Here is a 22,508-nt window from a genome sequence, read left to right as displayed (position 1 = left end):
ATGGGGGAACGTAAAAACTGGTGCGTGAAAATTTGTAACCATGAAAAATATAATCAGAAATAACTAATAAAATCCTATTGACCCCTAATAGGTATTCCCCTTCGGGGCTAGGGGGCTAATATGAAACAAGCATATATAGTAAAAGCATATAGAACAGCTGTTGGAAAAGCGCCGAAAGGTGTTTTCCGATTCAAACGTACCGACGAATTAGCTGCCGAAACCATTCAGTACATGATGAAAGCCTTACCTCAATTGGATAAAGATCGTATAGACGATGTTATTGTAGGTAACGCCATGCCCGAAGGTTCACAAGGTTTAAATATAGCGCGTTTAATTTCCTTAATGGGATTAAACTCTGTTGAAGTTCCTGGAGTTACGGTCAATCGCTTTTGTTCTTCCGGTATAGAAACCATTGGCATTGCAACCGCTAAAATTCAAGCTGGCATGGCCGATTGCATCATCGCTGGTGGCGCTGAAAGTATGAGTGCTGTTCCTATGACAGGCTACAAACCTGAACTGAATTATGATATCGTAAAAGCTGGACATGAAGATTATTACTGGGGTATGGGAAATACCGCTGAAGCTGTGGCGAATCAATTTAATGTGTCTCGTGAAGACCAAGATGAATTCGCTTACCATTCACATATGAAAGCTTTAAAAGCACAGGCTGAAAACCGTTTTCAAGACCAGATAGTACCCATTGAAGTTCATGAAACCTATATTGATGCCAACGGAAAAAAAGCAAATAAATCATATACAGTTACTAAAGATGAAGGGCCTCGTGCCGGAACAAGTCTAGAAGCACTTGCCAAACTTCGTCCTGTTTTCGCTCAAGGCGGAAGTGTAACCGCAGGGAATTCATCGCAAATGAGTGATGGTGCAGCTTTTGTTATGGTTATGAGCGAAACTATGGTGAAAGAATTAAACTTAGAACCCATCGCTAGACTAGTAAACTATGCTGCGGCAGGTGTTGAACCACGTATTATGGGTATCGGACCAGTAAAAGCCATACCAAAAGCACTTAAACAAGCGGGATTACAACAAAAAGATTTAGAGCTTATAGAACTTAACGAAGCCTTTGCATCGCAAGCCCTTGCTGTAATTCGTGAACTAGACCTCAACCCAGATTTAGTCAATGTTAATGGCGGCGCCATTGCTTTAGGTCATCCTTTAGGTTGTACAGGTGCAAAGCTTTCTGTTCAGTTATTTGACGAAATGCGCAAAAGAAATATGACAGGAAAATACGGAGCCGTCACCATGTGTGTAGGAACTGGTCAAGGCGCTTGTGGGGTTTTTGAGTTTTTGAAATAAGAAAGCAGACTGAAAGAACCAAGAAACAAGACTATGCATAATTTCAAGAAATTAAAAATCTGGAATGTACGTATGATGCTCGTTTCAGAATCTTATAAAATAACGAGAACATTTCCAAAGTTTGAAACTTATGGATTAATGAGTCAGATGAATAGATGCGCTGTTTCAATACCCTCGAACATTTCAGAAGGCACAAGTAAAAGCTCAAATAAACATTTTGCTAATTTTTTAGAACATAGTTTGGGCTCTGCTTTCGAATGGGAAACCCAGTTGAATGTGGCATTTAATGAAAATTATATATCAGAAGAGAAATTTAAAGAATTGGCACAAAAAATAAAGGAAATACAAAAAATGATTTCAAGTTTTAAATCTAGACTACAAGCATCTTGATTCTTGGGTCTTGAACCTTGAATCTATAAAACCACTAAACAAATGAAAGAAATAGAAAAAGACATTTTACGTGGCGGACAATTTCTAGTAAAAGAAATGAACTGCGAAGACATATTCACACCAGAAGATTTTAATGAAGATCAACTCATGATGAAAGAAGCGGTTACTGAGTTTATTGACCGCGAAGTATGGCCAAAAAAGGCTCAATTTGAACAAAAAGATTATGCACTTACCGAATCCTGTATGCGAAAAGCTGCAGACTTAGGTTTTTTAAGTATTTCCGTACCTGAAGCTTATGGAGGCATGGGCATGGGCTTTGTTGACACTATGTTAGTGTGCGACTATATATCTGGGGCCACAGGCTCTTTTAGCACCGCTTTTGGTGCCCATACAGGCATTGGAACCATGCCAATCACCCTTTACGGCACCGAAGAACAAAAGCAAAAATATGTACCTAAATTAGCCTCAGGCGAATGGTTTGGAGCCTATTGTTTAACAGAACCTAGTGCAGGAAGTGATGCTAACTCCGGAAAAACTAAAGCTGTACTTTCCGAGGATGGTAAATCATATAAAATTACAGGCCAAAAGATGTGGATTTCTAACGCAGGGTTCTGTAGCTTAATGATAGTTTTTGCACGTATAGAAGACGACAAAAATATCACAGGTTTTATCGTGGAATACGATCCAGAAAACCCTAACGGCATTACTTTAGGTGAAGAGGAACACAAACTTGGTATTCGTGCTTCTTCTACAAGACAAGTATTTTTTAATGATACCGTTGTTCCTGTAGAAAACATGTTATCCACCCGTGGAAACGGTTTCAAAATTGCGATGAATGCCTTAAATGTAGGCCGTATTAAACTTGCTGCTGCTTGTTTAGATGCTCAGCGCCGTGTTATTACAGAATCGGTAAAATACGCTAACGAACGCATTCAATTTAAAGTACCTATTTCAAGTTTTGGCGCTATGAAACAAAAATTTGCTGAAATGGCCACCAATTGTTGGGTGGGTGAAGCAGCAAGTTATAGAGCTGCAAAAGATATTGAAGATCGCATTGAACTAAGAAAAAACAATGGCAAAGACACCGACCAAGAAGCCGAATTAAAAGGTGTTGAAGAATATGCTATCGAATGTTCCATCTTAAAAGTAGCCGTTTCAGAATTTATACAAAAATGTACCGATGAGGGCATTCAAATATTTGGGGGCATGGGCTTTTCAGAAGACACCCCTATTGAATCGGCTTGGAGAGATGCTCGAATATCCAGAATTTACGAAGGCACCAATGAAATTAACCGTATGCTTTCTATAGGCATGCTTATTAAAAAAGCCATGAAAGGTCACGTAGATTTACTTACTCCTGCCATGGCTGTAAAAGAAGAACTTGTTGGTATCCCTTCATTTGAAATACCAGATTATTCAGAATTATTTTCGGAAGAAAAAAACATCATCAAAAACCTTAAAAAATTATTTTTAATGGTTGCAGGTGCCACACTTCAGAAATACGGTGAAGAAATAGAACATCAACAGCAACTTATGTTAGCTGCTTCAGATATTTTAATTCAAATCTACCTGGCTGAATCGGCTATCCTTCGTGCCGAAAAAATGGCCAAAAAAGAAGGCGAAGAAAACGTAAAAGCACAAATCGCTATGGCAAAACTTAACTTATTTCATGCTATAGATGTGATCGAAACTGCAGGAAAACATTCGATCATATCATTTTCTACTGGCGATGAACAACGCATGATGCTCATGGGACTAAAACGCTACATTAAATACGTGAACATGCCTAACATTATCGAATTACGAAATATCATTGCGGGCAAAGTTATTAAAGAAAATAAATATTGTTTTTAAGAATTATTATTACGAGTGACTAACTCCTTTTTTAAAAGCGCTTCGAATTATTTCGGGGCGCTTTTTTTGTTTATTTTTTATTGTTGTCCGATAAAAAACAGAATTAGCTAAAAAAGCTTTGGTGTTGGCCTTTTTTATTGATCGCACTCTTTATTTTGAAAACAGAACCTCCTTATGGGTCAAAAAGGCTTAATTGCCCAATGTTTTTGGTTGTAATCTCTTCCCAATTAGCTTCTGGGTTTTTCAGGAATTTGAACAAATCGATATATGTCATCAAATGGTATCGTATGACGGACATCATATTGGAATAAGCCCAGTTTCTTTGGGTTTTTCTTTGGATCACAAGCATAATGAGCTGGATTATCAAACTGACCCAGATTTGTATTTCGATGGCATTTTGATTGTCTCCCAAAAAATACTTTAGCGGAAAGTTCTGTTTAAGCCGCTTGAACATCGTCTCAATCTGCCACCTATTTTTATAGATGTCGGCTATTTTGTCTGCATCAAGATCATAATTATTAGTGATGAACTCATAAACTTTTTGGTGCTTTTCGTGCCAAAAAGCGATTCTCCTCAGGGAAAAAGCATTGCCGTTTTTGTCCGTAAGCCCTATTTTTTCGTCCTTTAAGACAGCATCGTCCACTTTATTGGAGATATCAAACTCTTCAAGGCTTGTATAGCGAGCATTGTCCTTTTGCCGAGTCACAAAGTAAACATCTTCCAGTGTCCATTTTTGGTATTGCTCATAATCCACATACCCTTTGTCAAAAACCACATAAGAGCCCTTCTTGAGTTCCAGGTCTTTTAAAAAGGTGTGGTCGTGCGTGGCCGCGCTTGAAAACTTAATCAGACAAGGAACGTCTTCCATGGCGTTTATCATAGTATGCATCTTGATACCTCCTTTCTTTTTGCCGTTGAGCGGGTTCCTTCCTACACCTTTAAGAATGTCACTAAATAGGGGTATGGTCGAGGAATCAACGATTTTAAGGTTCTTCACTGCAGGTTCTAAGGGTCTGCTGTCCGATAAAAAGCGATGGTAACGTTTGTAGAGTAAATGATAAATATCGGCAAATACTTCAGAGCTTCTTCTCCTGTTAGCATCTGACAAGGTACTGCGTTTTGGAAAGTCCGTGAGTCCTAGATGGTTGATCTTTCCCTCGCAGGCAAGCATAATACTGGAAACCTCACGAAGTGAGCTACAGCCACTGATCACGGTAAATACCATAGTGGCCAAATGCTCATAGGTGGTAAACTTTTTGGTATAGCGATCGCTGTTGTGCTTTTTGGCTGTCCGATGAACATCTTCGGGCAAAATGAAATTTAATACCTGTTTGATTATGGGGTGTCCGATAAAGTTTTTACTTTTATTCATATCTTGGATGTGTGATAACTTCAAGATACAAAATAAGCGGGAAATCCTATCTTGGAAATCCCGCTTTTTAAATCTTTTATCGGACACTAATGATAAAAAAACAAAAAACCAAGACTGATATTTAATCAATTCTTGGTTTTTAATATCTGAGTATTACTCAATTGAGCTAAATTCTGAATGCGCCTTTAAAAACTTGAAAAGGACTTTTACAGTGTTTATTTTTGTAAAAATCTAAGCCTTACACTCCAATAAAGCCATATAAAAACCATCAAACCCAGATTTATGAGCCGATACTTTTTTGTCTTTTATTAATGAGAAATTTGCTCCAGCTTCCGATTTTAAGAACTTAGCAACTTGCTCTTGGTTTTCAGAAGGTAGAACCGAACAAGTAGCATATACCATTTGTCCGTCAGCTTTAACCATTTTAGAATACTGTTGTAAAATATCCTGCTGAGTTTTTCTTATTTTATCAAGAAATTCTGGTTGTAACTTCCATTTAGCATCCGGATTTCTACGTAAAACTCCTAAACCAGAACACGGTGCATCAATAACTACACGGTCTGCTTTATCGTAAAGTTTTTTAATCACCTTAGTCGAATCGATAGCACGAGGTTCTATATTGTGAGCGCCATTACGTTTCGCACGACGTTTTAATTCATGAAGTTTATTGGCATAGATATCCATGGCAATAATTTGACCCTTATTTTCCATAAGAGCAGCTAAGTGAAGTGTTTTACCACCGGCGCCAGCACAAGTATCTACCACACGCATACCAGGTTGAACATTAGCAAACTCGGCAACCAGTTGAGAAGAGGCATCTTGAACTTCAAAATGGCCATTTTTAAAAGCTTCAGTAGAAAAAACATTCGCACGTTCCTTTAGCTTTAAAGCGCTTGGATAGCCTTTAATAAATTCGGTTTCTATATTTAGATCGAATAATTCGGCTTGTAATTTTTCTTTAGTCGTTTTTAGAGTATTCACTCTTAGAATAACATCGGCTTGCTCGTTTAGGGCTGCTATTTCTTTAGTCCAAAATTCTGCTCCTAATTCTTTTTCACCAACTTCATCAAGCCAATCTGGAATCGATTCTTTAAATTTTCTTATTTGAGAAAGTTCATCAAAACGTCCTTTAATTTTACGGGTAGGGGTGTTTTCAAAATACTTCCAATCAGGTAAATTAATACCTTTTAAAGTCGCCCAAACGGCAAACATACGCCATAGGTTGTCGCGATCAAAAGGGGCTTTAACTTCTGCAATTTCAGCATATAAGCGTTTCCAGCGAACAATGTCGTAGGTGGTTTCGGCAACAAAACCTCTGTCGCGAGATCCCCAACGTTTATCGCGTTTTAAAAGTTGTTGAATCACCTTATCGGCATATTTCCCTTCGTTAAAAATGAGTGTTAAACCATCAATAACCGCAAAGCTTAAATTTCTGTGTATTCGCATCGTATAATATAATAAGGGTGCAAAGTTACGTTAATTGCTACGAATTCACGACATTTTTAATTTTAACTATTTTATTAAGTAAATGGCTTTAGTTAGTTGGCCTAGATTCCTATTTTTATAAAAAATTTTTAGATGAAACATATTTTACCATTCTTCCTTGTATTGTTTGTGTTAAGTTGTAAAAAAGGTCGTGATACTTCAACCGAATCGTCATTAGAACCTATTGATGAAATGCCTGTTGTGATACACGACGATAGTTTGGCTATTTCACCAATAACCGTCGAAGAACATTTAATTCTTAAAAATGTAAACGTCGTTGAGGTTGAGGGTATTTTTCGTTATGCCGATGTTAGTATCCGAACGCTTGAAATTTTAAAAGATAAAACTTTGGCTTTTGCTGCCAATAATGGGATTTTTGGTATGAATGATCTTAAAACAGGCATGTGGCAAACCTCCATTATAGAGCGCGATACCTTAACTCTAAACTTTAGAGCAACGGCACATACTTCATCGGATTTCTTTATGCTGAGTATTGAAAATCCTGCTTTGCTTTATAAAACGGGTGATAAAGGGCGTATGGTGTTGGTGTATGAAGAACAAGGTGAAGGCGTTTTTTATGATGCGATGACGTTTTGGGACGACAAAGAAGGTATGGCTATTGGAGATAGTGTGAATGGTTGTATCTCGGTTATTATCACCAGAGATGGTGGTACCACTTGGAAAAAACTGGATTGTTCACAATTGCCAGAAACCGAAGCTGGAGAAGGCGCTTTTGCGGCAAGTAACACGAATATAAAAACCTTAGGTGATAAGGCGTGGTTTGGAACGACTCATGGTAATATTTATTATACTGAAGATCGCGGCCAAACCTGGCAGGTTACTAAAACAGTTATTGCTAGTGAAGGAGAAACCCAAGGTATTTACTCGATCGATTTTTATGATGAATTACATGGTTTTGCAATTGGTGGGGACTATAAGCACCCCGAATTGAATGCAGCCAATAAAATTAGAACTTCTGATGGAGGTAAAACATGGGAGTTAGTGGCTCAAAATCAAAAGCCAGGATATAGCAGTTGTGTGCAATATGTGCCAAGAAGTGGTGGCAAGGCTCTAGTAGCAAGCAGCTTTCAAGGTATTTATTATAGCATAGATTCTGGAAATAGTTGGAAAGAGGTTACCGAAGCCGGGTTTTATGCCTTACGCTTTTTAAACGATTCGGTGGCTTATGGTACAGGTCCTGGTAAAATAGCTAAACTAACTTTTAAAGATAGTATCAATTCAACGTACTAACGTTTTTCGCCTCTACGTTTTTTAAACTCTTCAAACATTTTTCTTCTAAAATCTTCTTCCGAAACTTTAAGTAAAATTATTTTTTTCGGAGGAATGATTTTAGCAAGGTCTTTATTAAAATCCATGCGAAGCTGATGTAATTGCATCTCCGCTTTATTTTGTTTATCAATTAAGGTTTTTGCCTGCGCATCGGTCATGGTATCGAAATTCGATTTAATTTCCTTTCGAATTTGTCTTAATTCATCATGTTTAATTTGGCTATATTTTTCTTCGTAAGCGTTGTAAACAGGCCAAAAATTTTGTGCTTCGCTAGGTGTGAAGTCTAGTTTTTCTGTGATATAAGCAACTTTCAAAGCTTTGATATGATCACGTTTGTTATTTTGTGCTGTAACTGAAAGTGAATAGCAAAATAGGAGTATAAGAAGTATCTTTTTCATGTTTTTATTCGGTTAATAAAGTTTCAATATCAGAATAATCAAGGAGGTAATTCTCTATGTTTTCATCGTCTATATGGTCTTCTGAAAATATGCTTGCATTCCATTCTTCATCAGAAAAAAGTGAAGCCAATTCTGAAAAGCTTATGTTTTCATTCAAAATATAATTTTCAACAGATTGAGAATCCAAACTATCAAACGTTGGTTTGCTATTCGTATCAAACAACGATAAATTAAATAGTAATAGTACAGCAGCCGCGATACTTGTAGCGTATAAAATCATTTTTTTATTGAAAAGTGGAATGACTTTAGTTGTAGGTTTGTCACTTTCAATCTGCTTAATAATAGTATCGTCTATAGTTTTAAAATAACCTTTAGGCACTTCAAAACCACTAGTTTTTATAGCCTGTACAGGCGATTCATTTTTTAGCTTGTCGAGGAGTTTGTCATCAAAAGCATCAAAATAATCCAGTGGGGCTTTAAAACCAGAAGACTTAATATTATGTATTTTATTTGTTTTCATCTTATTAATTAGACTTTGTTTTTTTGTAAAGGTTTAATCTTGGGTTAAATAGGTTTCAATTTTTTTTACCGCAATATGGTATGAAGCTTTTAAAGCCCCTTCACTTGTGTTTAATATTTCTGCCATATCCTTATATTTTAGATCTTGAAAGTATTTCATATTAAATACCAATTGTTGTTTTTCTGGAAGGGATGCAATGGCTTGTTGTAATTTTAATTGAATTTGGTCGCCTTCAAAATAAACATCTGAGGTTAAATTATTAATGGAAGCTGTTTGTAGCTCTTCGTTGGTAATTTGTAACTGCTTGGCTTTTTTGTTTAAAAAAGTTAAAGACTCGTTTGTTGCAATGCGGTACATCCATGAAAATAACTTACTGTCCCCTTTAAAATTATGTATGTTTTTATAAATTTTTATAAAGGTGTTCTGTAAAACATCGTCGGCGTCGTCGTGAGATTTAACAATATGACGAATGTGCCAATACAAGCGTTCTTTATATTGGCTTAATAAGGCCTTAAAGGCTTGATCCTTTTGGTGATCAGATTGTAGCTGTTCTATTAGTGTTATTTCGTCGGTCACTAAGTGATGTTTGCATATTGGACTCCTAAAATTACAAAAAGTTTAATGCCCTATGCTTTTTGTTTTTCTCAGATTTTAAATGATTTGTAAATCAATGGATTACAGGTTTTTTTATCGATGAAACGTTCGTAAATAACGATTAACTGTGTTTTTCCTTGCTAAATTAAGACTTGTAGTTTACTTTTGTTTTACAACCTAACTTATGTTGTTAGATGTCCCCAAGTCTGACAGGAACAGAAAAAAGGATAGAAACCCAAATCTCTATCCTTTTTCTAATTCTCTATTAAGTTAGGTTTATTTTTTTCTTCAAATACTAAGATTATTCGAAACTTTGCATAGCCACCAACTTTTGGTAAACGCCTTTTTTGGCGAGAAGTTCACTGTGTTTGCCTTGTTCAACGATTTCTCCTTTGTTTAGAACTACAATTTCATCGGCTTTTTGTATAGTTGAAAGGCGGTGTGCGATAACAATAGAGGTTCTGTTTTTCATCATATTCTCTAAAGCTTCCTGAACTAGTCGTTCGCTTTCGGTATCAAGGGCTGATGTCGCCTCGTCTAAAACCATGATTGGCGGACTCTTAAGTACGGCACGGGCAATACTTAAACGTTGTTTTTGTCCGCCAGACAATTTGTTTCCAGCGTCACCAATATTGGTTTCAATACCTTCAGGAAGTTCTTTAACAAATTCCCAAGCATTAGCAACTTTTAAAGCTTCAATGATGTCTTCATCAGAAGCTTCATCATTCCCTAGTTTTAGGTTGTTTTTTATGGTTTCATTAAAAAGAATGGCATCTTGAGTCACTATGCCCAGTTGATCACGCAAAGATTTCGTTGCTAGATTTTTAATATTAATTCCGTCTATAAGTATTTCCCCTTTGTTCACATCGTAAAAACGGGTGATGAGGTTGGCAATGGTAGATTTTCCACTACCAGATTGCCCTACAAGCGCAACGGTTTTTCCTTTAGGAATGTTTAAACTGAAATTCTTTAAAACGTAATCGTCTTTATACTTAAACCAAATGTTATCAAATTTGATTTCACTATCGAACCTTTCTTTTTCAATGGCGTTTTCAATATCCTTTAATGGGTTAGGCGTATCAATAATTTCCTGGATTCTTTCCGCGGAAGCGCTACCTTGTTTTACATTATAAATACCACGAGAAATTGCTTTTGCAGGCACCATAATATTGTAAGCTAATCCCATAAAAGCAATAAACGAACTACCATCCAACGATTTGTCTATAAGTACCAACTGCCCGCCATACCAAAGTAAAATACCAATAACCAAAATACCTAAAAACTCACTGGTAGGGGATGCTAAATTTTGACGATTTAATAGTTTATTAGAATAATGGTAAGACCGATCTGATGAATCTTGAAATTTTTTGCTGAATTTATCTTCAGCATTAAAACCTTTAATAATTCGTAAGCCTGTTAATGTTTCTTCTAAAATAGAAAGAATAGTACCCTGTTCTCTTTGTACACGATCCGATTTTTTCTTTAGTGTTTTTCCAATTCTAGAAATAATAAATCCAGATATAGGAATAAAAATAAACACAAATAGGGTGAGTTTAGTACTTAAAATAAACATGGTCCCGATGGTGAAAATAATCATTAGAGGTTCTCTAGCGATAAGTTCTAGCATGGGAAGCATCGAGTACTGTAATGTCGATACATCGGAGGTTACTCTAGCCATGATATCACCTTTTTTTTGATCAGAAAAGTAGGCGAGTGGTAGGCTTACTGTTTTTTTGTAAACGGCCGTTCTTAAGTCTCTTACTACGCCATTTCTTAGAAAAACCATGAAGTAGTTGGCCATATACCCAAAAATGTTTTTTAACAAGAATAGGATAATAATTAGGCTAACCACAAGAAATAGGGCTTTTTGAGGATCGCTACCAGCGTGCTGACTAACTTCGTATGCTAGCAAGTCCTTGCCGTAGTCGTCGATATTGCCAAGCCCTTCATAAACGGGCTTTACAGCAGGTGCTGCACTAACTTCCTTAGGCTTAAAAAGAACATCAAGCATGGGAATTAGTGCAACGAACGATAAGGTGCCAAATAGAGCATAAAATATATTTGATATGACATGCCCAATAGCAAACTTTTTATACGGTTTGGCGTATTGTAAAAGGTTATAAAAATTATTCATTAAATAAGGTTCATGTCTTTTAAAATGGCTTCCGCCTTGTTATCGAGTTCCGTTTCGATAGCTTCAAAATCGTTGACATTAGATAAAGCGGTGTTTACACTTACGTAGAACTTAATTTTTGGTTCTGTACCACTTGGTCGTAATGCCACTTGGCTACCGTCTTCGGTATAGTAAATGATTACATTCGATTTAGGGATGTCAATTTTAGTGGTCTCACCGGTTAGCATGTTTTTCGCTTCTGATAAATCGTAATCTTCGATTTTTACCACTTTAGAGCCATTGATAATAGTAAGCGGATTTTCTCTAGCGTCGATCATCATTTGTTTAATTTCTTCGGCGCCTTCAATACCTTTTTTAGTAAGTGACACGAGTTTTTCTTTGTAAAAACCGTGTTCTGTATACAATTGGATAAGTTCTTTAAAGAAAGAACTGCCATTAGATTTCGTTATAGCTGCAATTTCACAGGCTAAAAGGGTAGAGGTTACGGCATCTTTATCGCGAACAAAATCACCTACCATATAGCCAAAACTTTCTTCACCGCCACCAATGAAATCCAATTCTGGGAAATCATGAATAAGTTTGGCAATCCATTTAAATCCGGTTAAAACAATTTTACTTTCTACTTCATATGATGCTGCTAATTTGCTAAGCATTGGGGTAGAAACAATCGTAGAAGCAATAAACTCTTTGCCTTTAATACGGTCTTCGGCTTTCCATTGTTTAAGTAAGAAATCGGTCATCATCACCATAGTTTGATTTCCGTTAAGCAGTTGTAATTCATTTTCGGAATTACGAACGGCAACCCCTAAACGGTCGCAGTCTGGATCGGTACCAATAACGATATCGGCATTAACTTTTTCGGCAAGTTCTAGAGCCATTTTTAAAGCTGCTGGTTCCTCAGGATTTGGTGATTTAACTGTTGGAAAACCACCATCTGGTACTTCTTGCTCTTTTACAATATGTACATTTTTATAACCTCCACGTTTTAAAGTTTCAGGAACAGCAGTAATTGATGTACCGTGAAGCGAAGTGAAAACGATAGTTAGATCATCTTTAGCTTTTTGGGTCGCTCCAACACTACCTTTTTCTACAGAGGCATCGATAAAAACATCGTCAACGACCTTGCCAATAGTATGAATAAGTTGTTCGTTAGCATCAAACTTAATGTTGGCATAATCAACCGTGTTAATCACGTCAATAACACCTTTGTCGTGTGGTGGTACTAATTGTCCGCCATCTTGCCAATACACTTTATAACCATTGTACTCTGGAGGATTGTGTGATGCGGTTAAAACGATACCACAATGACAATTTAAATGTTTTACAGCAAAAGATAATTCTGGTGTTGGACGTAAATCTTCAAATAAATAAACTTCTATGCCGTTTGCTGAAAACACATCGGCAACAACTTTAGCTAAGGATTTACTGTTATGTCTACAATCGTAAGCAATAACAGCTTTTGGGGTTTCATTAGGAAATTGTTGGTGTAAATAATCACTTAAGCCTTGGGTACTTTTACCTAGGGTGTATTTGTTTATTCTATTGGTTCCAACCCCCATAATGCCTCGCATACCACCTGTTCCAAATTCTAAGTCTTTGTAAAAACTTTCTTGGATGTCTTTAGGTTTGTGTGCGATGCTTTCTTTTATAGTGTTTTGGGTTTCTTCATCAAACGTTGGTGTTAACCAGCTGTTTATTCTCTCTAAGATTTTTGGTTCAATGTGTATCATAATGTCGTAAAGTAAAGGGTTACAAAAATAGGTAATTCCTCTTTTTATTTAGTTGTTAATACAGAAAACATAAAGAAATGATTATACTGCATCTTGAAATATTAATTTAAATTTAATGCGCCTTTAATAGTATAGCGTTTTTTGTCTTGTTTGGTTCGTAAAATAATTTCTCCTAAAAAACCAGCAACAAAAAATTGTGTTCCTATAATCATGGTTGAAAGGGAGATGTAGAATTGTGGGCGTTCGGTTATGAGTCTGCCTTCAGGGTTAAACCAAAGTTTGTCTAAACCTAAATAAAAAGCAAATGCAAAACCAATGGTGAACATGACAAAACCTAAAGCTCCAAATAAATGCATAGGGCGTTTGCCAAAACGGGATAAAAACCAAATGGTAATAAGATCTAGAAAACCATGTAAAAACCTATCGATTCCAAATTTAGTAACGCCATATTTTCGAGCCTGGTGTTGTACCACTTTTTCACCAATATTTCTAAAACCTGCGTTTTTAGAAAGCACAGGGATATAGCGGTGCATTTCACCATTGACATCGATGTTTTTTACAACCTCTAGTTTATAAGCTTTTAAGCCGCAGTTAAAATCGTTCAATTTTACACCAGAGGTTTTTCTGGCTGCCCAATTAAACAGTTTAGAAGGTAAGTTTTTAGACAGTACAGAATCATAACGTTTCTTTTTCCATCCCGAAACCAGATCGTAACCTTCTACTTTTATCATATGATAAAGCTCTGGGATTTCATCGGGATTGTCTTGTAAATCGGCGTCCATGGTAATTACCACTTCACCTTGAGCTTTTTCAAAACCAGCATGAAGCGCTTGAGATTTCCCGTAATTTTTTAAAAACCTAATACCTTTTACGTGGATGTCTTGAGAAGCTAAACCGGAAATAACCTTCCAAGAATCATCGGTACTGCCATCGTCAATAAAGATGATTTCATAAGAAAACTGATTGGTAAGCATCACACGTGCAATCCAATCATGAAGTTCGGTTAAAGAGTCCTGTTCGTTAAGTAGTGGAATTACTACAGATATGTTCATTTGAATATTTTCGAAATAATTTTCAAAAATACAGAATTTATTCGGCCTCTGGGTTACTTTTTTTCATGGCTGCTGCAACTATTAAACCTACAATGCTAAAAACCATAAGATAACCAAACAGACCTTTAAGAATGTTACCTATTGAATATTGGTTTTGTGATTCAATTTCAGTAACAGCTTGGTCGATTGCTTCAACAGGTGTATTAAAGCCTTCTAACATGCTTACCGTTTTTTCGATAGTCTTTTGTTTCAATATATCGGTAGCATCTGTGTCAATAAAATTGAATAGAAGGAAAGATACCAAAGTGCTAATTAATAATCCAATTAACACGGTTATAAAGTAAGCTGTAAAGGCTTGTTTAAAAGAGGCAAAGCCTTGCTGAGCCTGTTTTACTTTTGCTACAGAAATAATTCCGAAAACAATAATGGCTATCATAATAAAGACACCAACCCAAGTGTCAACAAGCAATTCTAAATCTATTGCGTAAGCTAAAATAGTGATTAAAGCGAGTAAAGCGCCAAGGTATAGGCCGTAGTTTGCTGCAATTGATTTTAAAGAATTTTCCATAATGTTTTTTGATTAATTAATTTTTAATGACTTCTCTTAGTATTCAAATATATTAAAACGTTACATTTGTTTTGTGAAAAAATTTTGATATTACGATTTGTTTGACAAGGAATTCGTCATGTTCCTAAAACAGAAACAAATAAAAAGTCAAAAAAATATAAAAAGTATTGCAGGTTTGTAAAAAATAACTAAATTTGCACTCCAAAATTGAAAGTAATAAAAAGCATTTAGCGATGAGAAAAGAGATACATCCAGAAAATTATAGAATTGTAGCATTTAAAGATATGTCTAACGACGATGTGTTTTTAACAAAGTCTACAGCAGAAACTAACGAAACTCTTGAAGTTGATGGTGTAGAGTATCCATTAATAAAAATGGAGATTTCTAGAACATCGCACCCGTTCTACACTGGTAAATCTAAATTAGTAGATACAGCTGGTAGAATTGATAAATTCAAAACTAAGTACGCTAAGTTTAAAAAATAATTTTAGCAAAAAAAATATATTTAAAAGCCTTTCTGTTAAAGAGAGGCTTTTTTTATTTACCGAATTAAGCTATTTTTGGATTACAAAACGTGAGTTAGGTGCTTTGGAGAAAAAACCTCGAAGGCCTAACTCTTAATTTTATATCTAAAAATGAACTACATTCTTTTTGATGGCCCTTCCCGTAACAACCTGTTACCTTTTACTTATACAAGACCTGTTGCTGATATTCGTGTTGGTATTTTAACCATTCGAGAGAAGTGGGAATCCTTTTTAGATTGTACCAGTACGACGGTAACGGAAGATTATTTGTCTGATAAGTTTCCAATGGTTGAAATGGAAGACAATGTGATGATTAATGCCTCATATCTTCCAAGTCTAGAGTTGGTAGAAATGATTAAAGAACTTCAAGAGAATCAGGCGATTTTTAATGGTGAGGATGTGATAGCTTTTTTTGTGAAAGAAGAGCAAGAGGATATTGATTTTGATGTTTATGAAGCGATAGAGTTTGAAGCAGAAACCATTCAGATTAATCATACTTGGGACATTTTTTCGAAAAACGGCGAGGCGATTCAGGAAGATTTTGATCTCATTACCGAAGGAAGAAAATCCCAACCCATTCCCTCTAGTAACCATATTATTGCTCCAGAAAATATTTTTATTGAAGATGGTGCACGTCTAGAGTTTGTTACTTTGAACGCCTCTAATGGTCCTATTTATATCGGTAAAAACACCGAAATTATGGAAGGTGCTATTATTAGAGGACCTTTTGCTTTATGCGACCATGCCACAGTGAAAATGGGTGCTAAAATATACGGACCAACAACGGTTGGACCATATAGCAAAGTAGGGGGTGAAATAAATAATTCTGTTTTATTTGGATATTCTAACAAAGGGCATGATGGCTTTTTAGGGAATTCGGTATTAGGGGAATGGTGTAATCTTGGCGCCGATACCAATAATTCTAATTTAAAAAATAATTATGCCGAAGTGCGCTTATGGGACTATCAAACCGAGAGTTTTGCAAAAACAGGATTGCAGTTTTGCGGACTTATGATGGGCGATCACAGTAAATGTGGTATTAATACCATGTTTAATACCGGTACGGTAATAGGAGTGAGCGCTAATATTTTTGGAAGCGGATTTCCAAGAAACTTTGTGCCTAGTTTTAGTTGGGGTGGGAGTAGTGGCTTTACGACTTATTTAACCAAAAAGGCTTTTGAAGTTGCTAAAGTAGTGATGTCCAGAAGAAATATAGACCTTACCGAACAAGACATGGCAATTTTAGAGCATGTATTTGAAGTTTCTAAAAAGTTTAGACGGGATTAGCACCTTTATTTGGTGTTTAAGTTGTAGGAAAAGGTTTTGTTAATGTGTATTCATAAATCAGGGAGCTTATTTAATTAATAGATTAGCATTTTTTTGTATTTTGAGCAGGGTTAAAATGAATGGAGTTTTGTAGTTTTACCCACGTCCCACTTCCCTAATAGAAATGTTATGTTAACCATACTTAAGGATAAAAAAAAGTTCGCCTTGCTTTTTTTCGTAATGCTACTCATCGATACTTTTGTTAAAACGAATTTACCCTGGCCATACCGTTTTATATCAAAACCGCCAACCATATTGCTAATTGTTTTTTATTATTACTACAACTATTCCCCTTCAGAGAATCGTAACTTTTTTTGGGTTATGTTGGCATTATGTAGTTTTTTTATAGCCGATTTACTCATTATTAATAGGGCAAATCAAGTGTTGTTAGTTTCTAGCTTTGTAGTTTATACCTTTGCAAAAATATTTCTCTGCTTTCGGTTTTCACATAAATCCGATTTTAAAGTTAGTCGCTTAATTCCGTTTTCCATCGTAATATTTGTTTACACTGCGCTGTTGATTTTATATATACATGACGGATTAGGGAGTTATTTCATTTTTGCACTTATCAGCTATTTTATATCATTACTCTTGTGTCAGTTTGCTTACCTAAGAATAGAGGTTGTAGATAGAAAGAGTTATCTTTTCGTGTTATCAGGTGTCTTGTGTTATATGGTTTCTGAAGGCATAACGATTATAAATACGTTTAAAACGGATGTGCTCTATCAAGATTTTTCAATTATGTTTTTCTATGCTACGGGAATATATTTAATTGTGCACGGCATGATTATAGAAAAAAGGATAGAGCCAGAAAGTTATTTTTAAATTACTTTCACTAAAGTTATTACTCATTAAAAATAAAATTTATTTCCATAATTTAAACAACAAGATTAGCGTTGTAGGAATGAGTACTTACCATTAAGATTTTGCTTTTGTAATTCACAAAAAAAAATAGAGACTAATATTATTTAGGTTTTATAAAAAAGAGAACGAAATTAAATGTTATGCTGCATATCATACGAGATAAAAATAAATTTGCGATCTTATTCTTTATAGTATTGATAATTGATACGGCTGTGAAAATTAATCTTCCAGCATTTCCCTATCGGTATCTGTCGAAACCCTGGGTTTTAGGGCTTCTTATCGCGTACTATTTTTTTAATAAAAAGGCTGCTTTAAAGCATAATTTTCTTTGGACTATGCTTGCCTTAGTTTGTTTTTTTATAGCCGATTTTTTAATTATCGACCACGAAAACATATTTCTTTTAATAAGTAGCTTGTTTATTTATTCTGTGGCAAAATTGTTTTTATGTTTTCGCTTTTCTCATAAGGCAGACTTTAAAGTACGTCCCTTAATTCCTTTTTCTGTGGTCATTTTTATTTACACCGTTGGATTAGTGAGTTTTATTTATGAAGATTTAGGAGATTTTTTTCTACCTACGTTAATTAGTTATTTTATTTCATTACTACTCTGTCAGTTTGCTTACTTACGTAAAGAGGTGGTCGATCGAAAAAGTTATTTATTGGTGTTTTTTGGTGTGATATGTTATATGATTTCCGAAGGTATTATGGTTATTAAAACCTTTAAAACAGATGTGCCATATAAGGATTTTAGTATCATGTTTTTTTATGCCACAGGTGTTTATTTAATGGTGCACGGGGTGGTTATTGAGAAGCGATTGCAAGATGTTTAGAATGTCTTTTTTACAAATTTAAGGTCGAGTAAATTGATAGGGTTTACATCTAGACCTTCTACATTTTTTCTCGTAAAACGAATCACTTCATCGTAATATAACGGTACCATAAGAGCTTTATCCATAGCTATGGAATCCATAGTCGTGTAAATTCTTTTCCTTTCTTCAATATCGGTTATTGTAAAAGCTTTATTGTACAATTGATCGAATGTGTCATTTTTAAAATGAAAATAATTGGATCCATGAGGAGCAAAGTTTTTACTGTAGAAAATGGATAAGTAGTTTTCGGCATCTAAATAATCGGCTATCCATGAACTTCTAAACATATCCACCTTACCGTTAGACCGCGCCGAACGCAGAGAGGCTTCAGGCATCACATCAACATGTATATTTAATCCTGTTTTTTCCAATTCTCGTTGAATAAATTCACAAAAACTCAGGTAGTTTCTAGTCGTTACTAAGGTTATTTTAGGGTTGGTAATTCCCGTTTCGGCTATAAATTGAGATACTAATTTTTTGGCCTTTTCCGGTTGGTAATTGTAGCCAATTGTTTTGTTATAACCCGGCAAACCCATAGGGATAAAACCGCCGTTGGCAGGAGTACCTATACCGTTTCTTAAATAAACAATCATTTTTTTTCGGTCAAAACCGTAATTTATAGCCTTTCTTATGAGTTCCGATTGTATTTCTGGGGTTTCAGAGTCTAAATAAAAACCTAAATATTCCGTGTTTAAGTAGGGGCCTCGAATCATGTTTACCGATTCGGCATATTGTTTTTGAAGTTTTCCGTTTGCGGTTAATATTTCATCTTTATAAGAGGCGTCTAACCCCGAAACATAATCAATGTTGCCTTGGGCAAACTGCAAAAATTCACTTTGTTTGTCTGGAAGAAAGGTAATGGCCACAGCTTCTAGATATGGCAGTTTTCGGCCTTGTTGGTCGGTTTCAAAGTAATTGTGATTTTTTCTAAAAACAAGTTTGATGTTTTCTTCCCAGCGCTTAAACTTAAAAGGGCCTGTGCCAATGGGGTGACTTCTAAATTCAGAACCATAAAAATCGGCAACTTCATGCGGAATGACCGAGCAGTACTTCATGGTTAAAAGTCCAATAAAAGCAGGGAAAGGTTGCGTTAGTTTAATTTCAAAAATACTGTCGTTAATGGCTTCAAAATTATCAACTTTGTTTAACACCCAACTGCCTGGTGAGGCAATTTTTTCATCTCTAAGTCGATTAAGACTGTATTTGAAATCGTGGGCTACAACTCTTCTTGTGGAGTCTTTGCCGAATAGTTCATGGTTATGAAACCATACATCTTGACGCAGGTTAAATTGGTAGGTCATGCCATCCTCCGAAATGGTCCAGCTTTTAGCAATACAAGGTAGAATATTGAGTTCGTCATCCAGTTGAACCAAGCCGTTAAAAAGCTGATTACAAACCGAGTTATCTTGCAATGTTCTTGAAAAAGCGGGGTCTAAAGTATTGATATTAGCATATTCGTTGTATCGAAATACCAAGTGATCTCTATTGATGTTATGGTCGGTCTTACAAGATAAAAAGAAAAGGGTGAGGTAAGTAATTGATAAATAGCTTGTTATTTGTTTAAGTTTAGGTTTTATCATATAACTAATTAGTTGTAAATTTGCACCCTCATATTTTTTGAACTTTAGTTGTGTCATGCATCGCAATGAATACTTTCTTTTTGTTCTTGTATGAGAAAAGGTAAAGATAATTTTTAAAAGATCTTGAAGCAAATTCAAGGTGACAAAATACCATGAATAAGAAAGTCGCATTTTATACTTTAGGTTGTAAATTAAATTTTTCAGAAACCTCTACCATTGCCAGAGATTTTAGTAAAGAAGGTTTTGATAGGGTTGATTTTTCTGAAAAAGCTGATATTTATGTGATTAACACCTGCTCGGTGACTGAAAATGCCGATAAACGATTTAAAACCATCGTAAAACAAGCGCAAAAGATTAATGAAAATGCCTTTGTAGCAGCTGTTGGTTGTTATGCCCAGTTAAAGCCTCAAGAATTAGCCGATGTTCATGGTGTTGATTTGGTGCTTGGTGCTTCAGAGAAATTTAAAATTACCGATTACCTTAACGATTTGTCTAAAAATGATTTTGGAGAAGTGCATTCTTGCGAAATTGAAGAAGCCGATTTTTATGTGGGGTCCTATTCCGTTGGCGATCGAACCCGAGCTTTTTTAAAAGTTCAAGATGGTTGCGACTATAAATGTACTTATTGTACCATTCCTTTAGCTCGAGGTATTTCTAGAAGTGATACCATGACCAACGTGTTAAAAAATGCACGTGAAATTTCGGAGCAAAATATTAAGGAAATCGTGTTAACTGGTGTTAATATAGGTGACTACGGGAAAGGTGAATTTGGAAATAAAAAACACGAACATACTTTTTTAGATTTGGTTACCGAACTGGATCAGGTAGAAGGTATTGAGCGTTTAAGAATTTCATCTATAGAACCCAATTTACTAAAAAATGAAACCATCGATTTGGTCTCTAAATCTAGAGCTTTTGTACCTCATTTTCATGTGCCTTTGCAGTCTGGTTCTAACGAAATTCTTAAAAAAATGAAACGTCGCTACATGCGTGAATTGTATGTAGATCGTGTCTCAAAAATTAAAGAAGTTATGCCTCATGCTTGTATAGGTGTGGATGTTATTGTTGGTTTTCCAGGAGAAACCGACGAACTCTTTTTAGAAACCTATACTTTTTTAAGTACACTAGATATTTCTTATTTACATGTGTTCACGTATTCAGAGCGTGATAATACCGAGGCTGTAGATATGGATGGTGTGGTACCTAATAATGTGCGATCCAAACGTAGTAAGATGCTTAGAGGGTTATCGGTTAAAAAACGTCGCGCTTTTTATGAAAGTCAGTTAGGGACGCAAAGAACGGTATTGTTTGAAAGTGAAAATAAGGAAGGCTATATTCATGGTTTTACCGAAAATTACGTTAAGGTTAAGGCGCCTTGGAACCCAGAATTGGTAAACACACTTCATGATGTGGTACTTACTGAAATCGATGACGATGGGTTAGTGCGTTTTAATTTTGTTAAGGAGTTAAATAATGTCTAATAAAAAAAGCTGCCTCGGGTTGGAGACAGCTTCTTATTTTATGGCGATTTAAAGATGCTATTAAATTCTTACACCTACGGGAAGCATACGTTTGTACTTTCTGTTACTTCTCATGAATTTAGCGATTTCTGGACTTGTAGGTACCACGCTTAAATTTCGTTCCTGAATTTGATCGAAAACAAGGGCTAAAAATTCTTTTTTAAAATCGTCATTGGTAATGCTTTCGGGAATTACTAATTTGGTTAAAAAAATTTTTCGTTCTTGTAAGGAGTATTCAATTTTCGCCAAATGATCATCAATCTTAAGTTCATATTGACGTAAAAAATCATTGTCAATTAATTCTGCAGCTTCCACCATTTTGTCTAAATTTATATTTCGGATTGTTAGTCTAGCGAGGGAGTTGTTACTGTAACTTTGTGCAAAAGTACGAAAAATTATTGTTAAGTAAAAGTAAATTAAAAGTTAATACCTTATGATTCAGAAGTTAATACCTGTTTACTTCATGCCGGGGATGGCTGCTAGCTCAAAAATTTTTGAGTACATCGACCTGCCAAGCGATACTTTTCAAATGCATTTTTTAGAATGGATATTGCCCTTAAAAGATGAGCCTGTTTCCAATTATGCTTTACGAATGACTAACAACATAAAGCATGAAAATCCGGTTTTAATAGGCGTTTCCTTTGGAGGTGTTTTGGTTCAAGAAATGAGTAAGCATATTCATTTGAGAAAACTTATAATAGTTTCAAGCGTTAAAAGTAAATTTGAATTACCAAAAACCATGCAGTTAGCCCGAACCACGGGGGCTTATAAAATCGTGCCCACCCAATTAGCTGGTAAGATTGATGTTTTAGAAAAATACGCCTTCGGAAAGGAAGTCACCAAGCGTTTGGCCTTGTATAAAAATTATCTTTCGGTTAATGATCCTAAATATTTAAGTTGGGCTATAAAAGAAATGGTGTGTTGGAATCAAGAGTCCTACGATCCAGATTTGATACACATACATGGCGATAACGATCCTGTTTTTCCAATCCAATACATTAACAATTGTGTTAGTATCCCTGAGGGCACACATATCATGATTATTAATAAATACAGGTGGTTTAACATGAATTTACCGAAAATTATATTAGCAGAGTAATTGAAAAATTTCTACCTTTAAGGTAAAA

21 protein-coding genes are annotated in these 22,508 nt (G+C 35.4%); 10 read left to right on the top strand and 11 right to left on the bottom strand.

Annotated elements, in window-relative coordinates; genetic code table 11:
• Positions 1-120: 120 nt before the first annotated feature.
• The 3 genes from C1A40_RS01365 to C1A40_RS01355 are packed head-to-tail and all read left to right on the top strand — an operon-like array spanning position 121 to position 3,555.
• The gene (locus tag C1A40_RS01365) at positions 121-1,311 is read left to right on the top strand and encodes an acetyl-CoA C-acyltransferase (protein WP_102994329.1); all 1,191 of its coding nucleotides are present in this window, start codon (positions 121-123) and stop codon (positions 1,309-1,311) included.
• 33 nt (positions 1,312-1,344) lie between these two features.
• Positions 1,345-1,701 (top strand): four helix bundle protein, encoded by a 357-nt coding sequence (locus C1A40_RS01360; protein ID WP_102994328.1) that lies wholly within the window; start codon positions 1,345-1,347, stop codon positions 1,699-1,701.
• Positions 1,702-1,743: 42 nt separating this feature from the next.
• Complete coding sequence (locus C1A40_RS01355) at positions 1,744-3,555, top strand: acyl-CoA dehydrogenase family protein (protein ID WP_102994327.1); 1,812 nt, start codon at positions 1,744-1,746, stop codon at positions 3,553-3,555.
• Between the two features lie 172 nt (positions 3,556-3,727).
• On the opposite strand, the gene C1A40_RS01350 is transcribed toward C1A40_RS01355, so the two are convergent.
• Together C1A40_RS01350 and C1A40_RS01345 are read right to left on the bottom strand one after the other, a co-directional pair.
• A complete protein-coding gene (locus C1A40_RS01350; RefSeq protein ID WP_102994326.1) occupies positions 3,728-4,927 on the bottom strand; it encodes an IS4 family transposase in 1,200 nt (399 codons plus the stop codon).
• A 231-nt stretch (positions 4,928-5,158) separates the two neighbouring features.
• On the bottom strand, positions 5,159-6,373 hold the full coding sequence (locus C1A40_RS01345) for an RsmB/NOP family class I SAM-dependent RNA methyltransferase (protein ID WP_102994325.1): 1,215 nt from the start codon (positions 6,371-6,373) through the stop codon (positions 5,159-5,161).
• Positions 6,374-6,505: 132 nt separating this feature from the next.
• Here C1A40_RS01345 and C1A40_RS01340 point away from each other — a divergent pair, with 132 nt between their 5' ends.
• Positions 6,506-7,663 (top strand): beta propeller repeat protein, encoded by a 1,158-nt coding sequence (locus C1A40_RS01340; RefSeq protein ID WP_102994324.1) that lies wholly within the window; start codon positions 6,506-6,508, stop codon positions 7,661-7,663.
• Here the strand turns inward: C1A40_RS01340 and C1A40_RS01335 are convergent.
• The 7 genes from C1A40_RS01335 to C1A40_RS01305 form a co-directional block, all read right to left on the bottom strand.
• Complete coding sequence (locus C1A40_RS01335; RefSeq protein WP_102994323.1) at positions 7,660-8,100, bottom strand: sensor of ECF-type sigma factor; 441 nt, start codon at positions 8,098-8,100, stop codon at positions 7,660-7,662. The genes C1A40_RS01340 and C1A40_RS01335 overlap by 4 nt on opposite strands.
• Positions 8,101-8,104: 4 nt before the next feature.
• On the bottom strand, positions 8,105-8,620 hold the full coding sequence (locus C1A40_RS01330; RefSeq protein ID WP_102994322.1) for a hypothetical protein: 516 nt from the start codon (positions 8,618-8,620) through the stop codon (positions 8,105-8,107).
• 33 nt (positions 8,621-8,653) lie between these two features.
• Positions 8,654-9,196 carry an RNA polymerase sigma factor gene (locus C1A40_RS01325; RefSeq protein ID WP_102994321.1) on the bottom strand — a complete coding sequence of 181 codons (543 nt, stop codon included), beginning with the start codon at positions 9,194-9,196 and terminating at the stop codon, positions 8,654-8,656.
• Between the two features lie 319 nt (positions 9,197-9,515).
• Positions 9,516-11,348 carry an ABC transporter ATP-binding protein gene (locus tag C1A40_RS01320; RefSeq protein WP_102994320.1) on the bottom strand — a complete coding sequence of 611 codons (1,833 nt, stop codon included), beginning with the start codon at positions 11,346-11,348 and terminating at the stop codon, positions 9,516-9,518.
• Positions 11,348-13,078 (bottom strand): phospho-sugar mutase, encoded by a 1,731-nt coding sequence (locus tag C1A40_RS01315; RefSeq protein ID WP_199287731.1) that lies wholly within the window; start codon positions 13,076-13,078, stop codon positions 11,348-11,350. The genes C1A40_RS01320 and C1A40_RS01315 overlap by 1 nt, the downstream gene beginning before the upstream one ends.
• 101 nt (positions 13,079-13,179) lie before the next feature.
• Positions 13,180-14,130: a glycosyltransferase family 2 protein gene (locus C1A40_RS01310; RefSeq protein WP_102994319.1), complete on the bottom strand. Its 951-nt coding sequence runs from the start codon at positions 14,128-14,130 to the stop codon at positions 13,180-13,182.
• A 37-nt stretch (positions 14,131-14,167) separates the two neighbouring features.
• Entirely contained in the window at positions 14,168-14,698 is a 531-nt protein-coding gene (locus tag C1A40_RS01305; protein ID WP_102994318.1) for a DUF4199 domain-containing protein, read from the bottom strand.
• Positions 14,699-14,931: 233 nt separating this feature from the next.
• Between C1A40_RS01305 and C1A40_RS01300 the strand changes: the two genes are divergently transcribed.
• The 4 genes from C1A40_RS01300 (at position 14,932) to C1A40_RS01285 (ending at position 18,242) form a co-directional block, all read left to right on the top strand.
• On the top strand, positions 14,932-15,183 hold the full coding sequence (locus C1A40_RS01300) for a type B 50S ribosomal protein L31 (protein WP_102994317.1): 252 nt from the start codon (positions 14,932-14,934) through the stop codon (positions 15,181-15,183).
• Positions 15,184-15,333: 150 nt separating this feature from the next.
• Positions 15,334-16,509 carry a GlmU family protein gene (locus C1A40_RS01295; RefSeq protein WP_102994316.1) on the top strand — a complete coding sequence of 392 codons (1,176 nt, stop codon included), beginning with the start codon at positions 15,334-15,336 and terminating at the stop codon, positions 16,507-16,509.
• 168 nt (positions 16,510-16,677) lie between these two features.
• Positions 16,678-17,373, top strand: coding sequence for a lysoplasmalogenase family protein (locus tag C1A40_RS18750; protein WP_102994315.1), 696 nt, complete (start codon positions 16,678-16,680; stop codon positions 17,371-17,373).
• 179 nt (positions 17,374-17,552) lie between these two features.
• Complete coding sequence (locus tag C1A40_RS01285; RefSeq protein WP_102994314.1) at positions 17,553-18,242, top strand: lysoplasmalogenase family protein; 690 nt, start codon at positions 17,553-17,555, stop codon at positions 18,240-18,242.
• Here C1A40_RS01285 and C1A40_RS01280 read toward each other — a convergent pair.
• Positions 18,239-19,861 carry an ABC transporter substrate-binding protein gene (locus tag C1A40_RS01280; protein WP_102997105.1) on the bottom strand — a complete coding sequence of 541 codons (1,623 nt, stop codon included), beginning with the start codon at positions 19,859-19,861 and terminating at the stop codon, positions 18,239-18,241. The two genes, C1A40_RS01285 and C1A40_RS01280, sit on opposite strands and share 4 nt — an antisense overlap.
• Before the next feature lie 152 nt (positions 19,862-20,013).
• On the opposite strand from C1A40_RS01280, the gene mtaB reads away from it, so the two are divergent.
• Positions 20,014-21,342, top strand: a complete 1,329-nt coding sequence (gene mtaB / locus C1A40_RS01275; protein ID WP_102994313.1) for a tRNA (N(6)-L-threonylcarbamoyladenosine(37)-C(2))-methylthiotransferase MtaB — start codon at positions 20,014-20,016, stop codon at positions 21,340-21,342.
• A gap of 60 nt (positions 21,343-21,402) precedes the next feature.
• On the opposite strand, the gene C1A40_RS01270 is transcribed toward mtaB, so the two are convergent.
• Entirely contained in the window at positions 21,403-21,699 is a 297-nt protein-coding gene (locus C1A40_RS01270) for an N-acetyltransferase (protein WP_102994312.1), read from the bottom strand.
• Positions 21,700-21,814: 115 nt separating this feature from the next.
• On the opposite strand from C1A40_RS01270, the gene C1A40_RS01265 reads away from it, so the two are divergent.
• Entirely contained in the window at positions 21,815-22,480 is a 666-nt protein-coding gene (locus tag C1A40_RS01265) for an alpha/beta hydrolase family protein (RefSeq protein ID WP_102994311.1), read from the top strand.
• Positions 22,481-22,508: the final 28 nt, after the last annotated feature.

The organism is Tamlana carrageenivorans (assembly GCF_002893765.1).
In the GTDB taxonomy this organism is placed as follows: Bacteria; Bacteroidota; Bacteroidia; order Flavobacteriales; family Flavobacteriaceae; genus Pseudotamlana; species Pseudotamlana carrageenivorans.
This window is presented reverse-complemented; position numbering and strand designations above follow the sequence as displayed.

What these genes read in the sequence shown, in the direction of transcription:
- C1A40_RS01365 (WP_102994329.1), top strand. Translation starts at nt 121, where the DNA reads ATGAAACAAGCATATATAGTAAAAGCATATAGAACAGCTGTTGGAAAA.
- C1A40_RS01360 (WP_102994328.1), top strand. Translation starts at nt 1,345, where the DNA reads ATGCATAATTTCAAGAAATTAAAAATCTGGAATGTACGTATGATGCTC.
- C1A40_RS01355 (WP_102994327.1), top strand. Translation starts at nt 1,744, where the DNA reads ATGAAAGAAATAGAAAAAGACATTTTACGTGGCGGACAATTTCTAGTA.
- C1A40_RS01350 (WP_102994326.1), bottom strand. Translation starts at nt 4,927, where the DNA reads ATGAATAAAAGTAAAAACTTTATCGGACACCCCATAATCAAACAGGTA.
- C1A40_RS01345 (WP_102994325.1), bottom strand. Translation starts at nt 6,373, where the DNA reads ATGCGAATACACAGAAATTTAAGCTTTGCGGTTATTGATGGTTTAACA.
- C1A40_RS01340 (WP_102994324.1), top strand. Translation starts at nt 6,506, where the DNA reads ATGAAACATATTTTACCATTCTTCCTTGTATTGTTTGTGTTAAGTTGT.
- C1A40_RS01335 (WP_102994323.1), bottom strand. Translation starts at nt 8,100, where the DNA reads ATGAAAAAGATACTTCTTATACTCCTATTTTGCTATTCACTTTCAGTT.
- C1A40_RS01330 (WP_102994322.1), bottom strand. Translation starts at nt 8,620, where the DNA reads ATGAAAACAAATAAAATACATAATATTAAGTCTTCTGGTTTTAAAGCC.
- C1A40_RS01320 (WP_102994320.1), bottom strand. Translation starts at nt 11,348, where the DNA reads ATGAATAATTTTTATAACCTTTTACAATACGCCAAACCGTATAAAAAG.
- C1A40_RS01315 (WP_199287731.1), bottom strand. Translation starts at nt 13,078, where the DNA reads ATGATACACATTGAACCAAAAATCTTAGAGAGAATAAACAGCTGGTTA.
- C1A40_RS01310 (WP_102994319.1), bottom strand. Translation starts at nt 14,130, where the DNA reads ATGAACATATCTGTAGTAATTCCACTACTTAACGAACAGGACTCTTTA.
- C1A40_RS01305 (WP_102994318.1), bottom strand. Translation starts at nt 14,698, where the DNA reads ATGGAAAATTCTTTAAAATCAATTGCAGCAAACTACGGCCTATACCTT.
- C1A40_RS01300 (WP_102994317.1), top strand. Translation starts at nt 14,932, where the DNA reads ATGAGAAAAGAGATACATCCAGAAAATTATAGAATTGTAGCATTTAAA.
- C1A40_RS01295 (WP_102994316.1), top strand. Translation starts at nt 15,334, where the DNA reads ATGAACTACATTCTTTTTGATGGCCCTTCCCGTAACAACCTGTTACCT.
- C1A40_RS18750 (WP_102994315.1), top strand. Translation starts at nt 16,678, where the DNA reads ATGTTAACCATACTTAAGGATAAAAAAAAGTTCGCCTTGCTTTTTTTC.
- C1A40_RS01285 (WP_102994314.1), top strand. Translation starts at nt 17,553, where the DNA reads ATGCTGCATATCATACGAGATAAAAATAAATTTGCGATCTTATTCTTT.
- C1A40_RS01280 (WP_102997105.1), bottom strand. Translation starts at nt 19,861, where the DNA reads ATGATAAAACCTAAACTTAAACAAATAACAAGCTATTTATCAATTACT.
- mtaB (WP_102994313.1), top strand. Translation starts at nt 20,014, where the DNA reads ATGAATAAGAAAGTCGCATTTTATACTTTAGGTTGTAAATTAAATTTT.
- C1A40_RS01270 (WP_102994312.1), bottom strand. Translation starts at nt 21,699, where the DNA reads ATGGTGGAAGCTGCAGAATTAATTGACAATGATTTTTTACGTCAATAT.
- C1A40_RS01265 (WP_102994311.1), top strand. Translation starts at nt 21,815, where the DNA reads ATGATTCAGAAGTTAATACCTGTTTACTTCATGCCGGGGATGGCTGCT.